Source organism: Dyella nitratireducens (assembly GCF_014642835.1).
Taxonomy (GTDB): Bacteria; Pseudomonadota; Gammaproteobacteria; order Xanthomonadales; family Rhodanobacteraceae; genus Dyella_B; species Dyella_B nitratireducens.
Genome location: NZ_BMJA01000006.1, coordinates 63,390 through 83,460, shown reverse-complemented (window position 1 = coordinate 83,460; position 20,071 = coordinate 63,390). Strand labels below are relative to the sequence as shown.

The following is a 20,071-nucleotide window of genomic DNA, read 5'->3' as shown; positions in this document are numbered from 1 at the left end:
TAATCCATACGGCGTTCGCTAATCTTCGCCAGGTAGCCGTTTGCGATGCGGCTCGGCATCCACCGTGATGTACTGCGGCTCCTCACCATCCAGCCGCAACGCGGTGAGCTTGCCGCCCCACACGCAGCCGGTATCAATGCCATAAACGCCCATACCGGCAAAGCGGCCTAGCGCCGACCAGTGCCCACACACGATGCGTGCGTCACGCTTACGCATGCCGGGCACTTCGAACCAGGGATACATGCCCGGCTTTTGCGTGCCGGGGGCGCCTTTGCCTTCGAAGTCGATACGGCCATTCACATCGCAAAAGCGCATGCGGGTCAATGTGTTGATGGAGGCGCGCATGCGCTCGATCCCTTGCAAGCGACTGACCCATGCCGCCGGCCGATTGCCGAATAGATTCTTGAGCAGACGCGGATGGCGAGGACTGGCCAGTTCGCGCTCGACTTCCAGCGCGCAACGCTGCGCCTGTTTTAATGTCCAGCTCGGTGCAAGGCCGGCATGCACCATCGTCCAGCCGATGGTTTCGTCGTGATGTAGCAGCTTCTGAACGCGTAGCCAGTCGAGCAGGATCGGCGCATCCTCGGCGAACAGCACTTCGCGCAGTTCTGGATTCACTCGCGCCTGTGCATCCTGCTTGCGCTGTGCGATGGCGAGCAGGCTGAGATCATGATTGCCGAGCGTGACCACCACGTTGTCACGCAACGAGTGCACAAGGCGGAGCGTATCCAATGACTGCCCGCCGCGATTGACCAGGTCGCCACAAAACCACAGCTTGTCTACCGCTGGATCGAAGCGCAGCTTCTCCAGCAGCCGCTGCAGTTCCGGATAGCAGCCTTGCACGTCGCCGATTGCGTAGATGGCCATCAGCGCACTGCCTTTGAGGTCTGCCACGCACGTATCATGAACGGCTCCTCGATCAATGCAACGTGCGGGGAATGGATAGCGTGAAGGTCGGAATCGGTGCCTCGAAACGCGTGCCGTCGTCGGCCATCATTTGATAGCTGCCCTGCATCGTACCGACAGCCGTTTCCAGCACTGCACCGGAGGTGTATTCGTAGTCATCACCCGGACGCATCCACGGCTGTTCACCCACCACGCCTTCACCGAACACTTCCTCTACCTTGCCATTGGCATCCGTGATCACCCAGTGGCGGGTGAGCAGGCGTGCCGGCTGGATCCCTGCATTGTGCAGCTTGATCGTGTAGGCAAAGACGTAACGGTTTTCGTTGGGGGCGGACTGGTCAGGGACAAAACGGGTTTGCACCTGCACGTCGATCGTGTAGGGGAGTTTGTCTTTCATGAGGCGCATTGTAGCGGGACTCGCCCAGGGGCGCGGGAATCCTCGATCGTAACCAACCAGGGGCTCGCTGACCCTGCTCTTACGATTCACGCCCCTTGGCCAGCGCCACAAAATCCATGGGAGCCAACATCTCCGCCCGCACCTTGGGATCGATCCCTGCCGCCCGGATGGCTTCAGCATCCATCAGTTGCCGCAATGCGTTGGAGAGTGTCTTGCGGCGTTGCGCGAAAGCCGCTTTTACAATGGCATGCAGACGCGCCGGGTCGGCATCGTGGCGTTCTTCCGGAGGGATCGGCACGAGGCGCACGACCGATGAGTCAACTTTGGGCGGCGGACGGAATGCGCCGGGCGGCACGTCAAACAAAGGCACGACCCGGCAGGCGACCTGCAACATCACGGATAGCCGCCCATACACCTTGCTGCCAGGCTCCGCGGCCATGCGATCGACCACTTCCTTCTGCAGCATGAAATGCATGTCGGTGATCGCCGCCGCATGATCGATGCAATGGAACAGGATGGGACTGGAAATGTAATAGGGCAGATTGCCGGCGATACGCAACCGTGTCACCCCCGCACGCTGCGCCAAAGCAGTGAAATCCACCTTGAGTACATCGGCATGCACGATCGACAGTTCTCCGATGCCGGCAGCTTGTTGCTGAAGGCGCGGGATCAAGTCGGTATCCAGTTCGATTGCAGTGAGTTTGCCAGCGACAGTCAGTAACGGAAATGTCAGTGCGCCTTCGCCGGGGCCGATTTCCACCAGAAAATCATCCGAACGTGGCGAGATGGCGGCAACGATGCGTTCGATGTACCGGCGCTCGTGCAGAAAGTGCTGGCCAAAGCTTTTTTTGGGACGGGCGGGGGCGTTCATGATGATTTGCTGCGTGCGACGAGATCCAGCGCCATGCGTGCCGCAGCGATCAGGCTGGAGGGATCGGCTTTGCCGGTGCCGGCAAGATCGAGCGCGGTACCATGATCGACGGACGTGCGAATGAAGGGCAGGCCGAGCGTGATGTTGACGGTGCGATCGAAGGCTTCGCTCTTGAGCACCGGCAAAGCCTGATCGTGATACATCGCCAGCACGGCATCGTAATGTTCGCGCTGTGCAGGCACGAAGGCTGTATCGGCCGGCATGGGACCGAGCAACTGCATACCTTCACGACGCAGCGTGTCCATGACCGGAATGATCGTGTCGATTTCCTCGTGTCCGATGTGCCCACTTTCGCCAGCATGCGGATTGAGGCCAAGTAGGGCGATGCGTGGCTGGGCTAACCCGAATTTTGAGCGCAATGCTTGATGCACGATGCGTAGCGTGCGTTCTAGTGACGGCGCATCGATAGCAGCAGACACGGCCCGCAACGGCAAGTGCGTCGTGGCCAAGGCCACGCGCAGTTCCGGGCTAGCCAGCATCATCACCACGTCGGCATGGCTGTGCTCGGCAAAGAATTCGGTATGTCCACTGAAAGGAATGCCGGCATCGTTGATTGAGGATTTCTGCAGTGGCGCCGTGACGACCGCAGCATAGCGGCCACTCAGGCATCCATCCGCGGCTTCGCGCAATGTGGCCAATACGTGGTGGGCGTTGCGCGGGTCGGGTTGGCCAGGCAGCTCGGGCACGTCCAGCGCAACATGCCTCACGCGTAGCGTGCCTGATGGGCGTTGCTGGATATCGGCGCCGTCGTCGTCCAGTAATCGGACGTCGACACCGCAACGTTCGGCAGCGCGCTCAAGCAGGCCGCGATCGGTGATGGCAATGAAATTGGCCGCCAGAGGAGTGGCGGCCAATCGGATCAGCAACTCGGGCCCGACACCGGCCGGCTCCCCGGCAGTAAGGGCGAGCCGCGGCAGTGCGAGACTGTTCACGGCTTACCCGCGCAGTGTCGCCATTACGACGACGCCTTGCCGTTGTCCGTTGCGGGTTCTTCCAGCTCTGGCACGAGAATCTTCACGTACGAGCTGGAGCGCAGATCGCGCAGGAAGTCGTCATAGGCCTGATCAGCCTTGCGGTTGCCGATCGCCTGGCGTGCCTGGTTGCGTGCGATCTCGCTCGTCATGTCGCTGTTGCGCGTACCGAGGCGTTGCAGGATGTGCCAACCCGCTTCGCTCTGGAACGGCTCTGAGACCTCGCTGTCCTTCATGTCAGCCACCTTCTGGCCGATCAGCGTGCCCCAATCGCCCTGCTGGAACCAGCCCATATCGCCACCGGCGTTGGCCGTGGTGTCGTCATTGGAGTTGTCCTTCGCCAGCTTGGCGAAGTCCTCGTGCTTGTTGACGATGCGGTTGTAAATATCCTGCGCTTTCTGCTGGGCCTGTGTCGGCGACAGCAGCTCGCTGGGGCGGATCAGGATCTGGCGTGCGTGGAACTCGGTCACCATCTGTTTGGCTTGTGAGCGCTGATCCACCAACTGAATGATATGGAAGCCGGTAGGGCCGTGCAGGATCCCGCTGACCTGGCCCGGCTTGAGGCCGTTGATGGTGTCGACGAAGGCCGGAGGTACTTCGTCCAAACGGCGCCAGCCGAGGTCGCCACCGTCCAGCGCATCGGGCGCGTCGGAGAAGCGGATGGCCGCAGCCTTGAAGGGCATGCCGCCCTTGACTGCGGCGAGCGCCTGCTCGGCCTTGGTTTGCGCAGTCTGGATGTCAGCAGCAGAAGCGCCGCCGGGGATGCTGACCTGGATGTGGGCCAGATGCACTTCGCCGGCCTTGTAGTTCGGGCTGTTGAGCAGGTTGTTGATCTCGCTATCGGTCACCGACACCGAGCTGTGTACGACGTTCTCGTGCAGCTTCTGCACCACCAGCTGGTCATGCAGCTGCTGGCGGTAAGCCGCGTAGCTCATGCCGGTCTGCTCGACGGCGGCGCGCAACTGGTCAGGCGTCATCTTGTTTTGCTCGGCTACGGCCTGCACGGCCTGGTCGACGTCCGAGTCCGACACGCGAATGCCCTGATCATCGGCGCGTTGCAATTGCAGCTTCATCAGGACCAGGCGGTCGAGTACCTGCCGGCGCAGCACGTCGATGGGCGGCAGCTGTCCCGGCTGGTTGGCGTACTGCTGCTGGATGGCGGCGACGGCATCGTTCAGCTCGCTCTGCAGGATCACCTCGTCTTCGACAACGGCGACGATGCGGTCGACGGGCCCGCTGCTCGAGTCCTGTGGCGCCAGGAGCTGAGCCTGGGCCAGTGACGGGATCGCTGTGACGATCGTCAGCAGGAGGAACGCAAAAATCTGCTTCATCAGTGAACAGCCTTCTGTCGCCGGTGGCGAAGGATTGGTAACGGTGTTGCTCAAAAAACGGCCCAATAAACGGTTTGGTATCGCCGCTTTTTCGAGGGCGCCCGAGCCTGCCTGGGCGCGCTTATTGATAGCCAAGGATATCACGCCGCAGCACGCTCTCCGTCTGGCCGCTGAAGGTCCCCATGCCCTTGAATTCCAACTGGAACATGACGGCCGTGTCGCTCCCCGGTGCAGTCTGGCCTGGCGGCAGCGCGGTGACCACGCCGTAGTAGCCGGTGACGTAGCGGCGGGCCACCACGCTCACCTTTACGCAACATCCTTCGTACTGCACGCCGGCAAGGGCTTCCACAGTGCGCTTGTCCAGTTCCGAGTAAGTCCACTCGCCAATCAGGCGCCAGCGCTCCGACAGCGGGTAGACCGCCGAGACGTCGTATTGTTCCACCAGGCCACGACGGAACCGGTAGGAAAAGTTGAGGATGCCATCGAAGCCAAGGCGGCGCTGCAGCGTGAACGTGCCCAGGTCGGTCAGGCGCGTGTTCGGGTTCCACAGATACTCGGTGCTGGCCGTCCACTGATCGTTGAGCTGGGTGTTGAGCTCAGCCACGTAATCGGAGCCGCTCCAGTTGGTGGCGGCAGCGCAGCCGTTGACGTTGCTGGTCGTGGTGTTGGTGAGGGTGCAGGGTGTCTGCACCCTTTGCGGCGTGAAGTAATGGATCTGCCCAAACGTCGCCGACACACGCTCCACACCGCCATCGTCAAGGAAACGGGTGGTGACGGCCGCGGTGAGGTTGTTCGCGTTCATCTGGCGGTCTGCGCCGGAGAACTGGTTTGGCGCGAACAGCATCCAGTCATCGAACGCCATGAGCCCTGTGTCGAACAGCGGTAGGTTGTTCTGGTTGCGGTATGGCACGTACAGGTAATACAGCCGTGGCTCCAGCGTTTGCGTGTAGTTGCTGCCGAACATCGACGTGCTGCGCTCGAAGATCAGGCCTTGATCCAGGCTGACGATGGGCAGCGAGCGGCTGGGATTGCTTTCGGTGAACGGCGATGTGCCGGCTGTCCCGACCTGTCCGTAATAGTTGTACCTCTGATAGCCGGAATCGAGCGAGTAACTCGTGTAGCGGTAAGCCAGCTTGGGGCGGAAGAACCAGGCGGAGCCCTGGAAATCCGCGTCGACGTACGGCGTCATGTCCAGACGCGCGCCTTCCACCTGATTGAACTTGCTGAACTTCACCGCTTCGCTGTTCAGGCCGAAGTCGTACCAGCGTGCGAACGGGATATCCATGTTGAACGTAGCCCGCGGCAAGCGTTTGTAGGGCTCCACGCTGTTCGCTTCGGACGGATCCACGTTCTGCCACATATCGCCGCCGATCGAGGCATTCCACCAGTTGCCGCCACCATTGAGGTAGACGCTGGAATACAGCAGCGCCGTGGAAATGGTGAATAGGTCATTGCCGAAGTCGCGCAAATAGTTCTGGTCGGACGCGCGCATGATGTTGGTGTTGAGCGACCAGCCCGGCCAGAGACTGGTGCTGTTGACGAAGCGATACAGGTAGCGCTGCTGACCTTGCGTGTCGATCGAGGTGGAAGTGAGCTTCTGGTCGTTGTAGTTGTCGTGCGGCAGAAACTCGATCTGAAACTCACCGGTGGTCCTCGGAAACATGTAACGCACTTCACCCGACAGCATTGCGCCGCGCAGGCTGTAGTAGCGCGGCGTCAGCGTGGCATCGTAGTTGGGCGCCAGGTTGAAGTAGTACGGGATGCGGAACTGGTAGCCGGCGTTACCGGTGTGCTCGAAATACGGAAACAGGAAGCCGCTCTGGCGATCGTTGTTGAGCGGGAAGGTCATCCACGGGAAATAGAAAAACGGCACCCCGTACATGGTCATCGTGGCGTCGCGCGCGATGCCGCGGCCGGTGGTCTGGTCAGTGTCGATCTGCTTGGCGCGGATTTCCCAGATGTGCCGCCCGATATCGCAGGTGGAATAGGTGGTCTTGGTGTAGCGGTTGCGGTCCGCGTCCAGCATTTCACCACGCACGGCGGTGCCGTTGCCGTGCGAATCCAACATCTGATAACGCACGTTGCCGGTGGCCACACCCGTGCTGTTGTCGGTGTTGCCGGTGATGTGATCGGCCGATACCAGCTGCGAGGCCTCTTGGTAATGCACCTTGCCACGCGCGTCGTAATCCGTGGTGTCGCTGTTGTAGTCGGCGAAGTCGGCGTGCAGTTCCTGGTCGGCCCGGATAGTCTTTACATGGCCGCTCAGGTGATAGATGACCTGATCGGGGCTTTCCACGTGGTCGGCCCACACATTGGTGTTGGCGGTGGCGCGTAGCGCCGAATCCTTGCTCAGGAACGGGTCGTAGAACTCCAGCATGCCGTTGGGCCGGCACAATGCGAAATTGTCCGGGCGGGGCGGGCAGATGAAGGTGCCCAGCGGGCAGACCACCTCCGTACCGGTAAGCGTGGCCTTGGGATGTTTGGTCTGTTGCGAAGCATGCGCGCCCTGACTGCTGAACAGGGCAGTGGCAGCAGCGATTGCTAGCAGGCGGCGTGGAGGCAGAGAACGCGAGGGCGACAGGCTCTTGGGCTTCACGGAGGCGATCAATCGGCGACGAAGGGGCGTTAAGCTAACAGAAAAGGCCCTTCGTACGGCATACGTCATGAGTGGGAGAACGCATGAATCAGCCCAAGCCTTACAAGACGGACGAACAATGGCGCAAAAGCCTGAATCCGGAGCAGTACGCGGTATGCCGCTGCTCAGCCACCGAGCCGCCCTTTAGCGGCAAGTGGTACAAGCATAAGGAGGCAGGAACCTACACCTGCGTGGCATGTCATGCGCACTTGTTCGCTTCCGAGGCCAAGTACGACTCCGGTTCCGGCTGGCCGAGCTTCTTCCAGCCGATCAAACGCGCTTCGGTCAACCTCGTGCCGGACGAGAGCCATGGCATGCACCGCACGGAAGTACGCTGCGCGTCGTGCGACTCTCACCTAGGGCATGTTTTTCCGGATGGGCCAAAGCCCACAGGCATGCGTTATTGCATCAACTCGGTGGCGCTGGGTTTTGAGCCCGATGCCCATTCCCTTTCCCCTTAGGAAAGTTGGGTCAGCGCAGCTAGTCGAGTAGTGCGCTTACATGTGCACTCACACTGGCTGCCAGCGCCTGCAGGTCATATCCACCCTCCAGCGTGGAAACCAGTCGCCCACCCGCATGTGCGCGGGCGAGATCGACCAGTCGCTCGGTGATCCAGGCGTAGTCCTCGGTCTGCAACTGCAGATTTGCCAGCGGATCGCGCTGATGCGCGTCGAAGCCTGCCGATACCAGCACGAGTTGCGGCTTGAAGGCATGGAGTTTCGGCATCAGCATGTCATTCCACAGCTCGCGGAATTCGTAAGTCCCCTCGCCGGATGACAAAGGCGCATTGACGATATTGCCCACGCCTTGTTCGTCCGGACTGCCAGTACCGGGATAAAGTGGCTGCTGATGTGAAGAGATGAACAGCACGCGCGGTTCGCGCTGGAAAATATCTTGCGTGCCGTTGCCGTGGTGCACGTCGAAGTCGGCGATCGCCACGCGCTTCAAGCCATGTGCGGTCAATGCATGCGCAGCGCCGACGGCCACGTTGTTGAACAGGCAGAAGCCCATCGCAGTATCCGGCGTGGCGTGATGGCCGGGTGGCCGCACCGCGCAGAAGGCGCGCGTGGCGGCTCCCGTCATCACGGCATCCACGGCGGCCACCAGCGCGCCGGCCGCGCGCAATCCAGCCTCGGCCGAGGACGACGACATCAGGGTGTCCTCATCCAGGCGCACCGTGTCTGCATCGGGCGTGATCGCCAGAATCCGCTCCACATGGGCCGGGGTGTGCACGCGCAGCAACTGCTCGCGGGTAGCTCGCGGCGCTTCGACACGGTCTACGGCAGCGAAACGATCCTGGTCCAGCGCCTCCAGCACCGCGCGGAGGCGGGCCGGGGATTCCGGATGGCCAGGACCAGGGTCGTGCTGCAGGCAAACGGTGTGGGTGAAGAGCTGCAGCATGCGGAATTCAGCCCACCGGCTTGCGGCGGCGCTCGTGTTGCCAAAGCACTTCGCCATGGCCGCTGCCACGGGCCAGCACGCGGCACAGCACGAACAACAGATCGGACAGCCGGTTCAGATAGCGCTGCGCCTGCGGCCGTACGGTCTCGACTCGCCCTAATGCAATCACTTCGCGCTCGGCGCGACGGCATACCGTGCGTGCCAGATGGCAGCAGGAAGCCGCCATGCCACCGCCCGGCAGGATGAAATCCTTCAGCGGCGGCAGCGGATCGTTGAGGCGGTCCAGCACCTGCTCCAGGCGATCGATGTCGACGTCTTCGATCATCGCCATGCCTGGAATGCAGAGTTCGCCGCCGAGATCGAACAGCTCGTGCTGCACCTGGGTGAGCGTTTCGCGCACCTCGGCATCGAGGCCTTCGCAGGCCAGCACCATGCCGATGGTGCTGTTGAGTTCGTCCACCGTGCCGTACGCGTTGACGCGTGCGGAATCCTTAGGAACGCGTGAGCCGTCACCAAGACCGGTGCTGCCATCGTCACCGGTACGCGTATAGATTTTCGAAAGCCGATTGCCCACGTTTAGTGCTGCGCCTGGCCACTGTGCTGCGATACGCGGGCAAGCTGCACGGCAAGTACGTGCAGCACGGCGCCGAGCGCCACATATACCGCGGTGGTCTGCAGGAACGGCAAGTACCAATCACCCAGGTTTTCGAACCAGGCCGCAAAGCTCTTCGGTGCCGGCACGTGGGCGCTCAGCCAGTAGAAGCTGCCATTGGAGATCACATAGCACGCGTTTTCGCTTACCAGCAGCGCAGCCACAGCCATGCCCAGCGTAGAAAGCGTAACGCCACGTTGATGCTTGGCCAGCCAGCTACCGCCAATCCACAGTGCGCCATAGGCGGGAATCAGGAACCAATAGCCGGCCGATACACAGTAGTGGTCCCAGAAACTGATGCCCATCCGTGTGATGACCACGTAATCGACCAGCACGGCCTCGGCCATCAACAGCGGAAAGGCCCAGCGGCCGGTGCCGCGTAGCCAGAAGCCGGCCAGGAAGAACACGCCCCACGACGCGTCCCAAACATCGTGATGGAACAGCGACAAATGTACGCGGGTCGCCGCCATGACCAAGGCGAGCGCAGCGAAAATGCCAAGGCGCTGGGTGGATGTCGTAGCCATGAAGAACTCCCAGGAAAGCAGACGGCCCATAGATGGATGGTGTGAAGACGTAGGAGTTTAGCCCAATGCGAAGCCAGTCATGCAGCGCGTATCATCCGCGCATGACTATCTCTCCCCTCTTTGCCCCCGAAGGTAATGTGCTGGTGGTCGGTGGCGGCCTCGTCGGCGCCAGCCTGGCGATCGCACTGGATGCAGCCGGATGCCGCGTCACCCTGGTCGAGGCTGCCGCGCCGCGCGCGGACGCGCAGCCCAGCTATGACGAACGCAATCTTGCACTGGCCCGCGCCACCGTAAACGGGCTGGACGCGATCGGCGTATGGCCGCTCGCCGCGGCGCAGGCGACGCCGATCCGTCACATCCACGTCAGCCGCGCGGGTGAATTCGGCAGCGCGCGACTGGATGCCGCCAAGCACGGCGTTGATGCGCTGGGCTGGACGTTGCCAGCGCGTGAACTCGGCGCTGCCTTGTTGCGTCGACTGGATGCCTGTCAGCGGCTGGTGCGTTTGGCGCCGGCGAGCCTTACCGGCCTGACCCGGTTTGCGGATGGTTGGCGTGCAGAGATCAAAACACCCAATGGCGTTCAACATATCGACGCCGCCTTGCTGGTCGGTGCGGACGGCACGGAGTCGTTCGTGCGCGCGCAGCTTGGGATCGGCGCCGATGTGCACGATTACAAGCAGACCCTGTTCGTATGCACGGTGACACCGGAGCACGATCCGGCGCATCGCGCCTGGGAGCGTTTTTCCGATGAAGGCCCCATCGCCGTATTGCCATTGGCGGAGCGTCGCTGTGGCCTGGTGCTTACCGTTTCTGCGGACGTGGCAGCCGGCGTGACGGCTTTGAACGATGCGGATTTCATCACGCTGGCTCAGCGCCGTTTCGGTTGGCGTTTGGGACGGTTGAGCCGCCCCGGCAAACGCCATCCTTATGCCATCAAACGCGTCGCTGCCCGCAACCTGATCGCACCACGCGCCGTGTTGGTGGGCAACGCCGCGCAAACCGTCCATCCGATCGGAGCGCAAGGGTTCAACCTCGGTCTGCGCGATGCGCTAACTCTGGCCGAGCTGGTTGCAGAAGCCGCCGACCCCGGATCGCAAGAGCTGCTGGAACGCTATGCCGCGCGCCGCGCGCCCGATCGCGAAGGCACCATGGCCATGAGCCACGATCTGGTGCGTTTCGCGTGCATGCCGGAGCCATGGCTGGCACCGTTCCGTTCGCTAGCCTTGCTCGCTTATGACCGCGTGCCACCGCTGCAACAACTGCTGGCCAGGCGTGGGATGGGTTTCCGCGGCCAGCCGCCACGTGCGGTGCTGGAGCGTGTGCCATGAGAACGATTCCCGCAACGCAACGCCGTGCGCCCGCGCTGGATATTGCCGTGGTCGGCGGTGGGATGGTGGGTGCTGCCGCGGCACTTGCATTGAGTCGCGCCGGCTTCAGCACGGCTTTGCTGGAAGCGCGCGAGCCGGCCGCGTGGCATGTGCACGATGACGTGGATTTACGCGTAGTCGGCCTGGCGCCGTCGTCGATCAAGCTGCTGGACGAGCTGGCCGTCTGGACGTCCATACGTGATGCGCGTACTTGTCCTTACGCGCATATGCACATCTGGGATGCGGAGAACGGAGCGGCGATCGATTTCGATGCCGCCAACGAAGGCCGTGATCAGCTCGGCTACATCGTCGAGAACAACCTGGTGCAGTGGAAGCTGTGGCAGGCGCTGGATAGCGCCGGCGTGCAGCGTCTGTGTCCCGCCACCGTCAAAGATTTTGAAACGCGCGCTGATCGTGTGGCGCTGGAACTGGCCGACGGCGAAAGCGTATCAGTGCGCCTGCTGGTCGCCGCCGATGGCGGCAACTCGCCTTTGCGCGAACGGGCTGGCATCGCCACGCGCGGCCGGGATTATTCCCAGCGCGCGGTCGTGGCACACGTGACTACCGAACACCCGCATGCACATGCCTGTTGGCAGCGTTTTCTTCCAACCGGACCGCTTGCCTTGCTGCCGCTTGCTGATGGCCGCAGTTCTATCGTCTGGTCGCTGCCGGAAAGCGAAGCACGACGCGTACAGTCGCTGGATGACGAGGCTTTCATGAAGGAGCTTGGCGTTGCCAGCGATTTCCGCCTCGGACGCATCATGGGTACAACGCCGCGCGCCGCTTTTCCGCTGAAGCTGCAATTGGCCCGCCGCTACCAGGCCGAGCGCTTCGTGCTGCTCGGCGATGCGGCACATGTGGTGCACCCGTTGGCCGGGCAGGGCGTCAACCTCGGCTTACGCGACGTTGCTGAACTGCGTGATGTGTTGGCTGCTGCCCGCGACGCGGGGCGGGACTTCGCCTCGTCCGAGGTACTGCGCCGTTATGCACGTCGCCGCCGCAGCGCAGACACGCTCGATGCCTATGGCTTCGATGCGCTCGCGCGCATTTATGCATGGCAAGGCGCGCCGTGGGTGGCGGCACGCGGATTGGGCGTCCGTCTCGTCGATCGTCTGCTGCCGTTGAAGCGACGCTTGGCATCGCACGCAGCAGGGCTGTAGGTTGGGGTTTGCACCCCAACCTACGAACTCTCCCTCTGACAAAGGAATCACGTATGCGTCTCGTTCGAGCAGTCTGTCTCGCGTTACTGGCCAGCTTGAGCTTCGCCGCGCAGGCCAAGATGGTGCAGCGTCCGGTGGAATGGACGCTGGATGGCACGCACTTCAAAAGCGTGCTGGTCTACGACGACGCCAGCCATGCCAAGCGTCCGGGCCTGGTGATGGTGCCTAACTGGTACGGCATCAATGACACGGCCATCAAGAAAGCGGAAATGATCGCCGGCAAGGATTACGTCATCCTGCTCACCGACATGTACGGCGAAAACGTGCGCCCCGAACCCGGCCACGCCGATCAGGCAAAGGCCGCCACCGGGCCGCTGTACAAGGACCGTGCGCTGATGCGCAAACGCATCGATGAAGCACTGGCGCAGTTGAAGGCACAGGCGGCTAACGCACCCATCGATACCAGCAAGCTGGCAGCGATCGGCTTCTGCTTCGGCGGTACCGCCGTGTTGGATCTTGCACGCAGCGGTGCCGATATTGCTGCCATCGTGTCATTCCATGGCGGCCTTACCACGGACGATCCTGCGCTCGCCAAGAACATCAAGGCGCGCGTACTGGTGATGAACGGTGCGGACGACAAGGGCACCATGCCCGATGCCGACAAGTTCATGGACGAAATGCGCGGCAGCTCGGCCGACTGGCAGTTCGTGGTGCTCGGCAATGCCGTGCACTGCTTTACGGAAACGGAAGAGAACTCGCCCGGCTGTAAGTACGACGCACGGGCCGCGGCGCGCAGCTATCGGCTGATGCATGACTGGTTGCACGCAGCCTTCAACGGCGTACCCTGATCGCTGGCCCCAATCTTGGGCCAGCACGTGTGCGGCCTGGGAGTGGGGGATTGGCCGAGTCTTCAATGAACTTGTGGCTCATTTCCACGGGACTCTCCGCCGTGCCGTGAACCGTCATGCCGTGAAATAAGGAGATTCATGTATGAAGACGTGTTCCAAGGCCCTGCTGGGCTGCCTGATCCTGAGTTCTTTTGTTGGCGCTGCCCAGTCTTTCCCGGAAATGGCCCGCCATGGCGGCGAGCTTCTGTATCACACCGGTCGTCCCATCTCGGATAAATATCTGGCGGACGCCAATGTCATTCACAACTACCACCACTACCACTTGGACAAGCCGGTCGACGGCTACGAGTGGGTGCATGGCGAAGAAAACGACTACCTGCTGGTAGCCGTCAAGACGCACATCGTGAGGCGCATCGAGTATCGTCTGAACATACCGAAAGCCAGTGATGGTTGACGGTTCGCTAAAGTCCCGCGCATGCGCGGGACTTTAGTTCTTGGCGATGAAAAAAAGCGAAACGCCGTAGTGGCGTTACTCCGCATAGCGCTCAGAACGTGCGCTGCACCGAATAATCCGCCAGCGTAGCCAGTGCATCCCGATACGAAGAAGCCGGCAACAACGCCAAGGCTTCGCGTGCTGCACGCGCGTGCCTCAATGCACACTCGCGAGTGCGCTCCAGCGCGCCCGATTCGCGAATGGCCGTGATGATGTGATCCAGCGAGCCCAATCCGCCATGCTCGATCGCATGGCGCATCTCCTTTGCTTGCTCTGCACCCACGCGCTGCAAGGCGTAGATCAGCGGCAACGTCGGCTTGCCCTCAGCCAGGTCATCGCCAATGTTCTTGCCAAGCGTGCGGGTGTCGCTGATGTAGTCGAGCAGGTCATCGGCGATCTGGAAGGCATAACCAAGCTGCATGCCGTAGCGGCGCAACGCGGCAACCTGTGCTTCCGGCAAGCCTCCCAATAGACCGCCAAGCTGCGTGGCAGCAGCAAACAGCACTGCGGTCTTGCGTTCGATCACGGCCAGGTAAGCCGCCTCGTCCACGTCGGCATTGCCGATGTTGAGCAGCTGCAATACCTCGCCCTCGGCGATGGTGTTGGTGGTATCGGCGAGAATGCGCATGATGCGCATGTCATCCAGTTCCACCATCAGCTGGAACGAGCGGGAATACAGGAAATCACCCACCAGCACGCTGGCTGCATTGCCCCACAGCGCATTGGCTGTCTTGCGGCCGCGGCGCAGGTCCGATTCGTCCACCACGTCGTCGTGCAGCAGGGTGGAGGTGTGGATGAACTCGATCACCGCCGCCAGCTTGATGTGCTTGTCGCCGTTGTAGCCAGCCGTGCGGGCAGCCAGCGCATGCAGCATCGGGCGCAGGCGCTTGCCGCCGCCGGCGATGATGTGGTCGGCGATCTGGTTGATCAGCACCACATCGGAGGCCAGTCGTTGCCGGACCAGGGCATCGATGCGCTGCATGTCACCTTCGGCGAGGGCGCGCACCCCGGCAAAATCACGAGCGGGGTCGATGGTCTGGAGAACGGAGGTGTTCATGCGGCTGGGGCTGGACATAGAACTTCGATTATAGAGGCGGAGGCCTCGTTACGTGTGATCTGGCCTGAAAGTTCTCCCAGCTTTCCCCATGGGATGAGGCACGCTTGAGGTTTTGGGCAGCATCAAGCCGCTACGTGCTCACGCTACCATGGCTCCATTGTGCCGATGGAAGCGATAGATGGGCGATCTGGTACTCAACCGCAGGCAGGAGCAGCTCATGGCGCGTGTGCGCGAGGAGGGCTTTGCCACCGTGGAAGATCTGGCCGGGCACTTCGACGTCACCCAGCAGACCATTCGCCGCGACCTGGTCGCACTGTGCGATGCAGGCCTTTTGCGCCGCTACCACGGTGGCGTCAGCCTGCCATCCAGCGTCGAAAACCTTGCTTATGCCAAGCGGCAACATCTGTTGCATGAAGAAAAGACCCGCATTGCTGCCTTGCTGGCCCAGCACATTCCCGACGATGCCTCGCTGTTCATCAACCTGGGCACCACCAACGAGGACGTGGCGCGCGCGCTGATGAACCACAAGGGCCTGCGCGTGATCACCAACAACCTCAACGTGGCGATCATGCTCAGTGAAAACCCCAGCTTCGAAGTGATCGTGGCCGGCGGCATTGTGCGCGGGCGCGACCATGGGGTGACCGGTCAGCCGGCCATCGAACTGGTCCGCCAATTCAAGGTGGATTTTGGGGTGATCGGCATTTCCGGCATCGACCTCGACGGCACGCTGCTTGATTTCGATTTGAACGAAGTGCGCGTGGCACAAGCTCTCATCGAGCACTCCCGGCAGGTGTTTCTGGCCGCGGACCACAGCAAGGTGGGGCGCAATGCGCTGGTTCGTTTAGGGCCGATTTCCCTGGTCAATGCGTGGTTTACCGATAGCGCCCCGCCGTCGGAACTGGCGGTGGCGCTGGCCGAGGCCGGCACGCAAGTGCACGTTGCGAATGCTTGAGGTATCGCTGCATTGCAGCGTGCAATCTTCGGAAATGTTCGAATACGCTCATGATGTGAGCGATATCGCACATATTTTTATGGAATGATGTTCGTTAACGCGCTTTTGATCTTCATATGATCGAAATCGAACATTTTGGTTTCGAAAGCAGTCCACAGGACGACTCATGACCGAGCAGTTCGATCTACTGGTAGTAGGTGGCGGTATCAACGGCGTCGGCATCGCGCGAGATGCGGCTGGGCGCGGACTCTCGGTATGCCTGTGCGAGCGCGACGACCTGGCGGCGCACACCTCCAGCTCCAGCACCAAACTGATCCATGGCGGCCTGCGTTACCTGGAGCAGTACGAGTTCGCCTTGGTCGGCAAGGCCCTGGCCGAGCGCGAAGTGCTGCTCCGCGCCGCGCCGCACATCATCTGGCCACTGCGCTTCGTGCTGCCACACCAGTCGCATCTGCGACCGGCCTGGATGATCCGGTTGGGCTTGCTCCTATACGACAACCTGGGCCGCGGCCGTCGCACGTTGCCGAAATCCCGGCGTGTATCCCTGCAGCGCCATAAGTCGGGACTGCCACTGCGCGATGAGTTCCATATCGGCTTCGTGTACTCCGATGCCTGGGTGCAGGACGCACGACTGGTAGTGCTCAACGCGATGGACGCGATGGAACGCGGCGCCACGATCTTTACGCGCACGCGCTGCGTGAGCGCCGAGCGCGACCAGCAAGGCTGGAGTGCCCAATTGCAGTCTGCACAGGGCGAGCCCTTCACGGTTCGCGCGAAAGCACTGGTCAATGCCACCGGTCCTTGGGCGGTGCAGTTTCTCGATGACGTTGCCAAGGTCGGCCATGATCACGCGTTGCGCCTGGTCAAGGGCAGCCACATCGTCGTGCCACGCCTGTTCGAGCATCCCTACGCATACATCTTCCAGCAACCCGATCGCCGTATCGTGTTTGCCATTCCCTACGAAGCCGACTTCACCTTGATCGGTACCACTGATTTGGATTATCGCGACGACCCTTCTGCTCCTCGCATCAGCGAGGAAGAAACGCGCTATCTCTGCGATGCGGCAAACCGCTACTTCAAACGCAGCATCACGCCCGCCGACGTGGTGTGGAGTTACAGCGGCGTACGCCCGTTGCTCGATGACGAATCCGGCAACGCGTCGGAAGTTACACGCGATTATCTGCTGGAGCTGGATCAACACAGCGCACCGCTGCTCAACGTCTTCGGCGGCAAGCTGACCACCTATCGCAAGCTGGCAGAGGAAGCCATGGACCGACTGGCGCCCTTGTTTCCACATGCATCGGAAGCATGGACGTCCCAAGGGCATCCGCTTCCCGGCGGTGAGCGACGCGACGTGAATGTCTTGCTGAGTGAACTGCAAGCTGCACACCCGTGGCTGCCGGCACCGATGGCGTGGCGCCTGGTGCATAGCTACGGCACGCGTACCACGCGCATTCTCGGTCAAGCGCGTGCGCTGGCAGATTTGGGCGAGCACTTCGGCGCCGATCTTTATCAGGCCGAGGTGGATTATCTGCGCGCCCTGGAATGGGCCACCGATGCGAACGATGTGCTCTGGCGCCGCAGCAAGCTTGGCTTGCGCCTTAATCCGCAACAGGTGGCGCGTCTTACGGCTTATCTCGCTGATGCGCCGCCACGGAGTGCTTCGTTCACTTGATTTTCTTACAGGTAAATTCTGCACATTTGTCATGAAACGCCACCTCGCCTGGTCGTCATTCCCGCTTTCGCGGGAATGACGACCGTAGAGCGAGTCGTCAAGGGAGGAACACATGTCGAACTGCATTAACCACTTTTCCACCACTACATATACGCCAGAGGTGCGGTCATGAACCGCCAAAGCATCGGCGAGCTGATTTCCGAAGCCATCGCCACCTTCATCATCATCGGTCTTGGCGATTCGGTCGCCTGCATGTACGTGCTGTATGACCCAAGCCCTTATGCGAATGCTTATTGGGGCGTATGCATCGCCTGGGGCCTGGCGGTGACGCTCGCGATCTACGTGACCGGCGCGGTGTCCGGCACGCATGCGAACCCGGCCGTAACGCTGGCGCTTGCGGTATTCCGCGGTTTCCCGTGGAAGAAAGTGATTCCGTACAGCATCGCGCAAGTGGTCGGCGCGTTTCTCGGCGCAGCCATCGTGTACGTGTTGTTCTCCCCAGTGATTGATCACTACCTTCAAGCGCACCAGCTCACCCGTGAGGCGGGTGGCGCGGCGGGTGTTTTCTTTACGCATCCCGGCCTGGCCATCACGCCGATGCATGCGCTGCTCGATCAAGTCATCCTCACCGCCTTTCTGTTGTTCGGCATCTTCGCCATCACCGAGCAGTACAACGAGATGGCGCCAGGTGCCAATTCCGGTGCGCTGATGATCGGCTTGCTGGTGGCCACCATTGGCGCCTCGATGGGCTACCTCGAGGCCTGGGCGATCAATCCGGCGCGTGACTTCGGTCCACGCCTGTTCGCCTATTTCGCCGGCTGGGGTTCTTCTGCGTTGCCGGCGCCGGACAACTATTGGTGGATTCCCATCGTCGGCCCGCTGATCGGTGGCGTCATGGGCGGTGCTGCGTACCAGTGGCTGGTGTATCCGTTCTTGCCGGCGCGCTTGCGCGCGCTGCAATCGCCGCAAGAGGCCAGTGGCGCGAATCGCGTCGTGACCGACCCAACTCGTTGAACAGGAGCCGTTCCATGGACAAGACTTACATTCTGGCCATCGACCAGGGCACCACCAGTTCGCGTGCGATCCTGTTCGATCGTGCCGGCGGTATCGTCGGCATGGCGCAGCGCGAATTCGGGCAGATCTTTCCGCAACCGGGCTGGGTGGAACACAACCCGCGCGAGATCATGACCAGCGTGCTCACCACCATTACCGAGGTGATGAACAACGCGCAGGTCGATCCACGATCGGTGATCGGCATCGGCATCACCAACCAGCGCGAAACGGCGGTGGTGTGGGACAAGGCCACCGGCCAGCCGATCTACAACGCCATCGTGTGGCAGTCGCGCCAGACGCGCGAGATCTGCGATCAGCTGATTGCCGCGGGCCACAACGATAAGGTGCGAGCCAAGACTGGCCTGTTGATCGACGCCTATTTTTCCGGCACGAAAGTGAAGTGGATTCTCGATCGCGTCGACGGTGCACGCGAACGCGCCAAACGCGGCGAACTGCTGTTCGGCACCATCGATACCTGGCTGATCTGGAATCTCACCGGTGGCAAGGCACACGTCACTGATTACACCAATGCCTCGCGCACGCTGATGTACAACATTCATGAGCTGCGCTGGGATGATGAGCTGCTGGCGATGCTCGATGTGCCGCGCGCCATGCTGCCGGAAGTACGCTCATGCAGCGAGATTTACGGCAAAACGCTCGGCCAGCATTTCTTCGGGCAGGAAGTGCCGATTGCCGGCGTGGCGGGCGATCAACAAGCCGCTCTGTTTGGTCAGGCCTGCTTCGAGCCTGGCATGGCCAAGAACACTTATGGCACCGGCTGCTTCATGCTGATGAACACAGGCGACAAGGCGGTTGCTTCCAACAACGGCCTGCTCACCACCATCGCCTGGGGTGTGGATGGCAAAGTGGAGTACGCGCTGGAAGGCGCCATCTTCGTGGCGGGTTCGGTGATCCAGTGGTTGCGCGATGGTTTGCGCATGCTGGGCCGTGCGAGCGATTCGGAGGAATACGCCGAGCGCGCCAAAACCAACGAAGGCGTGTACATGGTGCCGGCGTTCGTCGGCTTGGGCGCGCCGTATTGGCGCAGCGATGTGCGTGGTGCGGTATTTGGTTTGTCGCGCGGCACCAGCAAGGAACATTTCGTTCGCGCTGCCGTGGAATCGATGGCGTATCAAACACGCGACGTGCTTGCCGCGATGGAAAGTGACGCCGGCATCAAGTTGAAAGAACTGCGCGCGGATGGTGGCGCCATTGCCAATGGATTTCTTGGGCAGTTCCAAAGCGACATGCTCAATGTTCCCGTGCTGCGGCCAAAAGTGGCCGAAACGACCGCGCTGGGCGCGGCATATCTCGCCGGTCTGGCGACAGGTTTTTGGCCCAATCGCGAAGACATTGCGCGTCACTGGGCGATTGATCGCCGCTTTGAACCGCAGATGCCGGAAGCACAACGCGAAACACTGTACGCGGGCTGGAAACAGGCCGTGGAGGCGACGATGGGTTTCAGGATTTGAAGTACTGATTGCTTATCTGGATTGGATTTACTCGTTGTACTCAGTTACGCCAGAGATAACTCCCGCTCCTACATGTAGTAGGGGCGGGCTGGGGTGGGGTGAAGCAACCTCGCCGCGAATTCATGTTGTGCAGCAAGCTCGGGCAACCTCTCCCTAGCGTCAACGCTCGAGCAAGCCTCATTTACCGCTGACCCGACAACGTAAACGGGCGGGCACGCATGTGCCTGCATGGCCCCCTCATGCCTG

The 20,071-nt window shown here is 61.6% G+C and carries 19 protein-coding genes; 9 read left to right on the top strand and 10 right to left on the bottom strand.

The window, feature by feature from the left end; translation table 11 throughout:
- Positions 1 to 18: 18 nt before the first annotated feature.
- From IEX75_RS22240 to IEX75_RS22215, 6 genes are all read right to left on the bottom strand, one after another.
- Positions 19 to 867: a symmetrical bis(5'-nucleosyl)-tetraphosphatase gene (locus IEX75_RS22240; RefSeq protein WP_188798239.1), complete on the bottom strand. Its 849-nt coding sequence runs from the start codon at positions 865 to 867 to the stop codon at positions 19 to 21.
- 52 nt (positions 868 to 919) lie between these two features.
- Positions 920 to 1,303, bottom strand: a complete 384-nt coding sequence (apaG, locus tag IEX75_RS22235) for a Co2+/Mg2+ efflux protein ApaG (protein WP_188797896.1) — start codon at positions 1,301 to 1,303, stop codon at positions 920 to 922.
- A gap of 79 nt (positions 1,304 to 1,382) precedes the next feature.
- The gene (rsmA, locus tag IEX75_RS22230) at positions 1,383 to 2,174 is read right to left on the bottom strand and encodes a 16S rRNA (adenine(1518)-N(6)/adenine(1519)-N(6))-dimethyltransferase RsmA (protein ID WP_188797894.1); all 792 of its coding nucleotides are present in this window, start codon (positions 2,172 to 2,174) and stop codon (positions 1,383 to 1,385) included.
- Positions 2,171 to 3,166, bottom strand: a complete 996-nt coding sequence (gene pdxA, locus IEX75_RS22225) for a 4-hydroxythreonine-4-phosphate dehydrogenase PdxA (RefSeq protein WP_188797892.1) — start codon at positions 3,164 to 3,166, stop codon at positions 2,171 to 2,173. The genes rsmA and pdxA overlap by 4 nt, the downstream gene beginning before the upstream one ends.
- A 23-nt stretch (positions 3,167 to 3,189) precedes the next feature.
- Positions 3,190 to 4,536: a peptidylprolyl isomerase gene (locus tag IEX75_RS22220; protein ID WP_188797890.1), complete on the bottom strand. Its 1,347-nt coding sequence runs from the start codon at positions 4,534 to 4,536 to the stop codon at positions 3,190 to 3,192.
- Positions 4,537 to 4,657: 121 nt separating this feature from the next.
- Positions 4,658 to 7,132 (bottom strand): LPS-assembly protein LptD, encoded by a 2,475-nt coding sequence (locus IEX75_RS22215; protein WP_229721029.1) that lies wholly within the window; start codon positions 7,130 to 7,132, stop codon positions 4,658 to 4,660.
- Positions 7,133 to 7,215: 83 nt separating this feature from the next.
- On the opposite strand from IEX75_RS22215, the gene msrB reads away from it, so the two are divergent.
- Positions 7,216 to 7,632 carry a peptide-methionine (R)-S-oxide reductase MsrB gene (gene msrB / locus IEX75_RS22210; RefSeq protein WP_188797888.1) on the top strand — a complete coding sequence of 139 codons (417 nt, stop codon included), beginning with the start codon at positions 7,216 to 7,218 and terminating at the stop codon, positions 7,630 to 7,632.
- A gap of 19 nt (positions 7,633 to 7,651) precedes the next feature.
- Here msrB and IEX75_RS22205 read toward each other — a convergent pair whose 3' ends face one another.
- From IEX75_RS22205 to IEX75_RS22195, 3 genes are read right to left on the bottom strand one after another with little or no spacing between them, the layout of a single operon-like run.
- Positions 7,652 to 8,572 (bottom strand): histone deacetylase family protein, encoded by a 921-nt coding sequence (locus IEX75_RS22205; protein ID WP_188797886.1) that lies wholly within the window; start codon positions 8,570 to 8,572, stop codon positions 7,652 to 7,654.
- 7 nt (positions 8,573 to 8,579) lie between these two features.
- A complete protein-coding gene (locus IEX75_RS22200; RefSeq protein WP_188797884.1) occupies positions 8,580 to 9,146 on the bottom strand; it encodes a cob(I)yrinic acid a,c-diamide adenosyltransferase in 567 nt (188 codons plus the stop codon).
- Positions 9,147 to 9,148: 2 nt separating this feature from the next.
- Positions 9,149 to 9,748: a hypothetical protein gene (locus IEX75_RS22195; RefSeq protein WP_188797882.1), complete on the bottom strand. Its 600-nt coding sequence runs from the start codon at positions 9,746 to 9,748 to the stop codon at positions 9,149 to 9,151.
- A gap of 101 nt (positions 9,749 to 9,849) precedes the next feature.
- Between IEX75_RS22195 and ubiH the strand changes: the two genes are divergently transcribed.
- The 4 genes from ubiH to IEX75_RS22175 all read left to right on the top strand — a co-directional run bounded on the left by ubiH (position 9,850) and on the right by IEX75_RS22175 (position 13,577).
- Positions 9,850 to 11,076: a 2-octaprenyl-6-methoxyphenyl hydroxylase gene (gene ubiH, locus IEX75_RS22190; protein WP_188797880.1), complete on the top strand. Its 1,227-nt coding sequence runs from the start codon at positions 9,850 to 9,852 to the stop codon at positions 11,074 to 11,076.
- Positions 11,073 to 12,275 (top strand): UbiH/UbiF/VisC/COQ6 family ubiquinone biosynthesis hydroxylase, encoded by a 1,203-nt coding sequence (locus IEX75_RS22185; RefSeq protein WP_188797879.1) that lies wholly within the window; start codon positions 11,073 to 11,075, stop codon positions 12,273 to 12,275. Before ubiH ends, IEX75_RS22185 begins: the two co-directional genes overlap by 4 nt.
- A 53-nt stretch (positions 12,276 to 12,328) precedes the next feature.
- On the top strand, positions 12,329 to 13,123 hold the full coding sequence (locus IEX75_RS22180; protein ID WP_188797877.1) for a dienelactone hydrolase family protein: 795 nt from the start codon (positions 12,329 to 12,331) through the stop codon (positions 13,121 to 13,123).
- 142 nt (positions 13,124 to 13,265) lie between these two features.
- Positions 13,266 to 13,577, top strand: a complete 312-nt coding sequence (locus IEX75_RS22175; protein ID WP_188797875.1) for an RcnB family protein — start codon at positions 13,266 to 13,268, stop codon at positions 13,575 to 13,577.
- A 91-nt stretch (positions 13,578 to 13,668) separates the two neighbouring features.
- On the opposite strand, the gene IEX75_RS22170 is transcribed toward IEX75_RS22175, so the two are convergent.
- Positions 13,669 to 14,691, bottom strand: a complete 1,023-nt coding sequence (locus IEX75_RS22170) for a polyprenyl synthetase family protein (RefSeq protein ID WP_423373045.1) — start codon at positions 14,689 to 14,691, stop codon at positions 13,669 to 13,671.
- A 160-nt stretch (positions 14,692 to 14,851) separates the two neighbouring features.
- Here IEX75_RS22170 and IEX75_RS22165 point away from each other — a divergent pair, with 160 nt between their 5' ends.
- The 4 genes from IEX75_RS22165 to glpK all read left to right on the top strand — a co-directional run bounded on the left by IEX75_RS22165 (position 14,852) and on the right by glpK (position 19,825).
- Positions 14,852 to 15,625, top strand: coding sequence for a DeoR/GlpR family DNA-binding transcription regulator (locus IEX75_RS22165; RefSeq protein ID WP_188797873.1), 774 nt, complete (start codon positions 14,852 to 14,854; stop codon positions 15,623 to 15,625).
- A gap of 166 nt (positions 15,626 to 15,791) precedes the next feature.
- A complete protein-coding gene (gene glpD, locus IEX75_RS22160; protein WP_188797871.1) occupies positions 15,792 to 17,300 on the top strand; it encodes a glycerol-3-phosphate dehydrogenase in 1,509 nt (502 codons plus the stop codon).
- 168 nt (positions 17,301 to 17,468) lie between these two features.
- The gene (locus IEX75_RS22155) at positions 17,469 to 18,314 is read left to right on the top strand and encodes an MIP/aquaporin family protein (protein ID WP_188797869.1); all 846 of its coding nucleotides are present in this window, start codon (positions 17,469 to 17,471) and stop codon (positions 18,312 to 18,314) included.
- A gap of 14 nt (positions 18,315 to 18,328) precedes the next feature.
- Positions 18,329 to 19,825 (top strand): glycerol kinase GlpK, encoded by a 1,497-nt coding sequence (gene glpK / locus IEX75_RS22150; protein ID WP_188797866.1) that lies wholly within the window; start codon positions 18,329 to 18,331, stop codon positions 19,823 to 19,825.
- The last annotated feature ends 246 nt before the right edge of the window (positions 19,826 to 20,071 follow it).

Coding starts and splice junctions, on each gene's coding strand:
- IEX75_RS22240 (WP_188798239.1), bottom strand. CDS start 867: ATGGCCATCTACGCAATCGGCGACGTGCAAGGCTGCTATCCGGAACTG.
- apaG (WP_188797896.1), bottom strand. CDS start 1,303: ATGAAAGACAAACTCCCCTACACGATCGACGTGCAGGTGCAAACCCGT.
- rsmA (WP_188797894.1), bottom strand. CDS start 2,174: ATGAACGCCCCCGCCCGTCCCAAAAAAAGCTTTGGCCAGCACTTTCTG.
- IEX75_RS22220 (WP_188797890.1), bottom strand. CDS start 4,536: ATGAAGCAGATTTTTGCGTTCCTCCTGCTGACGATCGTCACAGCGATC.
- msrB (WP_188797888.1), top strand. CDS start 7,216: ATGAATCAGCCCAAGCCTTACAAGACGGACGAACAATGGCGCAAAAGC.
- IEX75_RS22205 (WP_188797886.1), bottom strand. CDS start 8,572: ATGCTGCAGCTCTTCACCCACACCGTTTGCCTGCAGCACGACCCTGGT.
- IEX75_RS22195 (WP_188797882.1), bottom strand. CDS start 9,748: ATGGCTACGACATCCACCCAGCGCCTTGGCATTTTCGCTGCGCTCGCC.
- ubiH (WP_188797880.1), top strand. CDS start 9,850: ATGACTATCTCTCCCCTCTTTGCCCCCGAAGGTAATGTGCTGGTGGTC.
- IEX75_RS22185 (WP_188797879.1), top strand. CDS start 11,073: ATGAGAACGATTCCCGCAACGCAACGCCGTGCGCCCGCGCTGGATATT.
- IEX75_RS22180 (WP_188797877.1), top strand. CDS start 12,329: ATGCGTCTCGTTCGAGCAGTCTGTCTCGCGTTACTGGCCAGCTTGAGC.
- IEX75_RS22175 (WP_188797875.1), top strand. CDS start 13,266: ATGAAGACGTGTTCCAAGGCCCTGCTGGGCTGCCTGATCCTGAGTTCT.
- IEX75_RS22170 (WP_423373045.1), bottom strand. CDS start 14,691: ATGTCCAGCCCCAGCCGCATGAACACCTCCGTTCTCCAGACCATCGAC.
- IEX75_RS22165 (WP_188797873.1), top strand. CDS start 14,852: ATGGGCGATCTGGTACTCAACCGCAGGCAGGAGCAGCTCATGGCGCGT.
- glpD (WP_188797871.1), top strand. CDS start 15,792: ATGACCGAGCAGTTCGATCTACTGGTAGTAGGTGGCGGTATCAACGGC.
- IEX75_RS22155 (WP_188797869.1), top strand. CDS start 17,469: ATGAACCGCCAAAGCATCGGCGAGCTGATTTCCGAAGCCATCGCCACC.
- glpK (WP_188797866.1), top strand. CDS start 18,329: ATGGACAAGACTTACATTCTGGCCATCGACCAGGGCACCACCAGTTCG.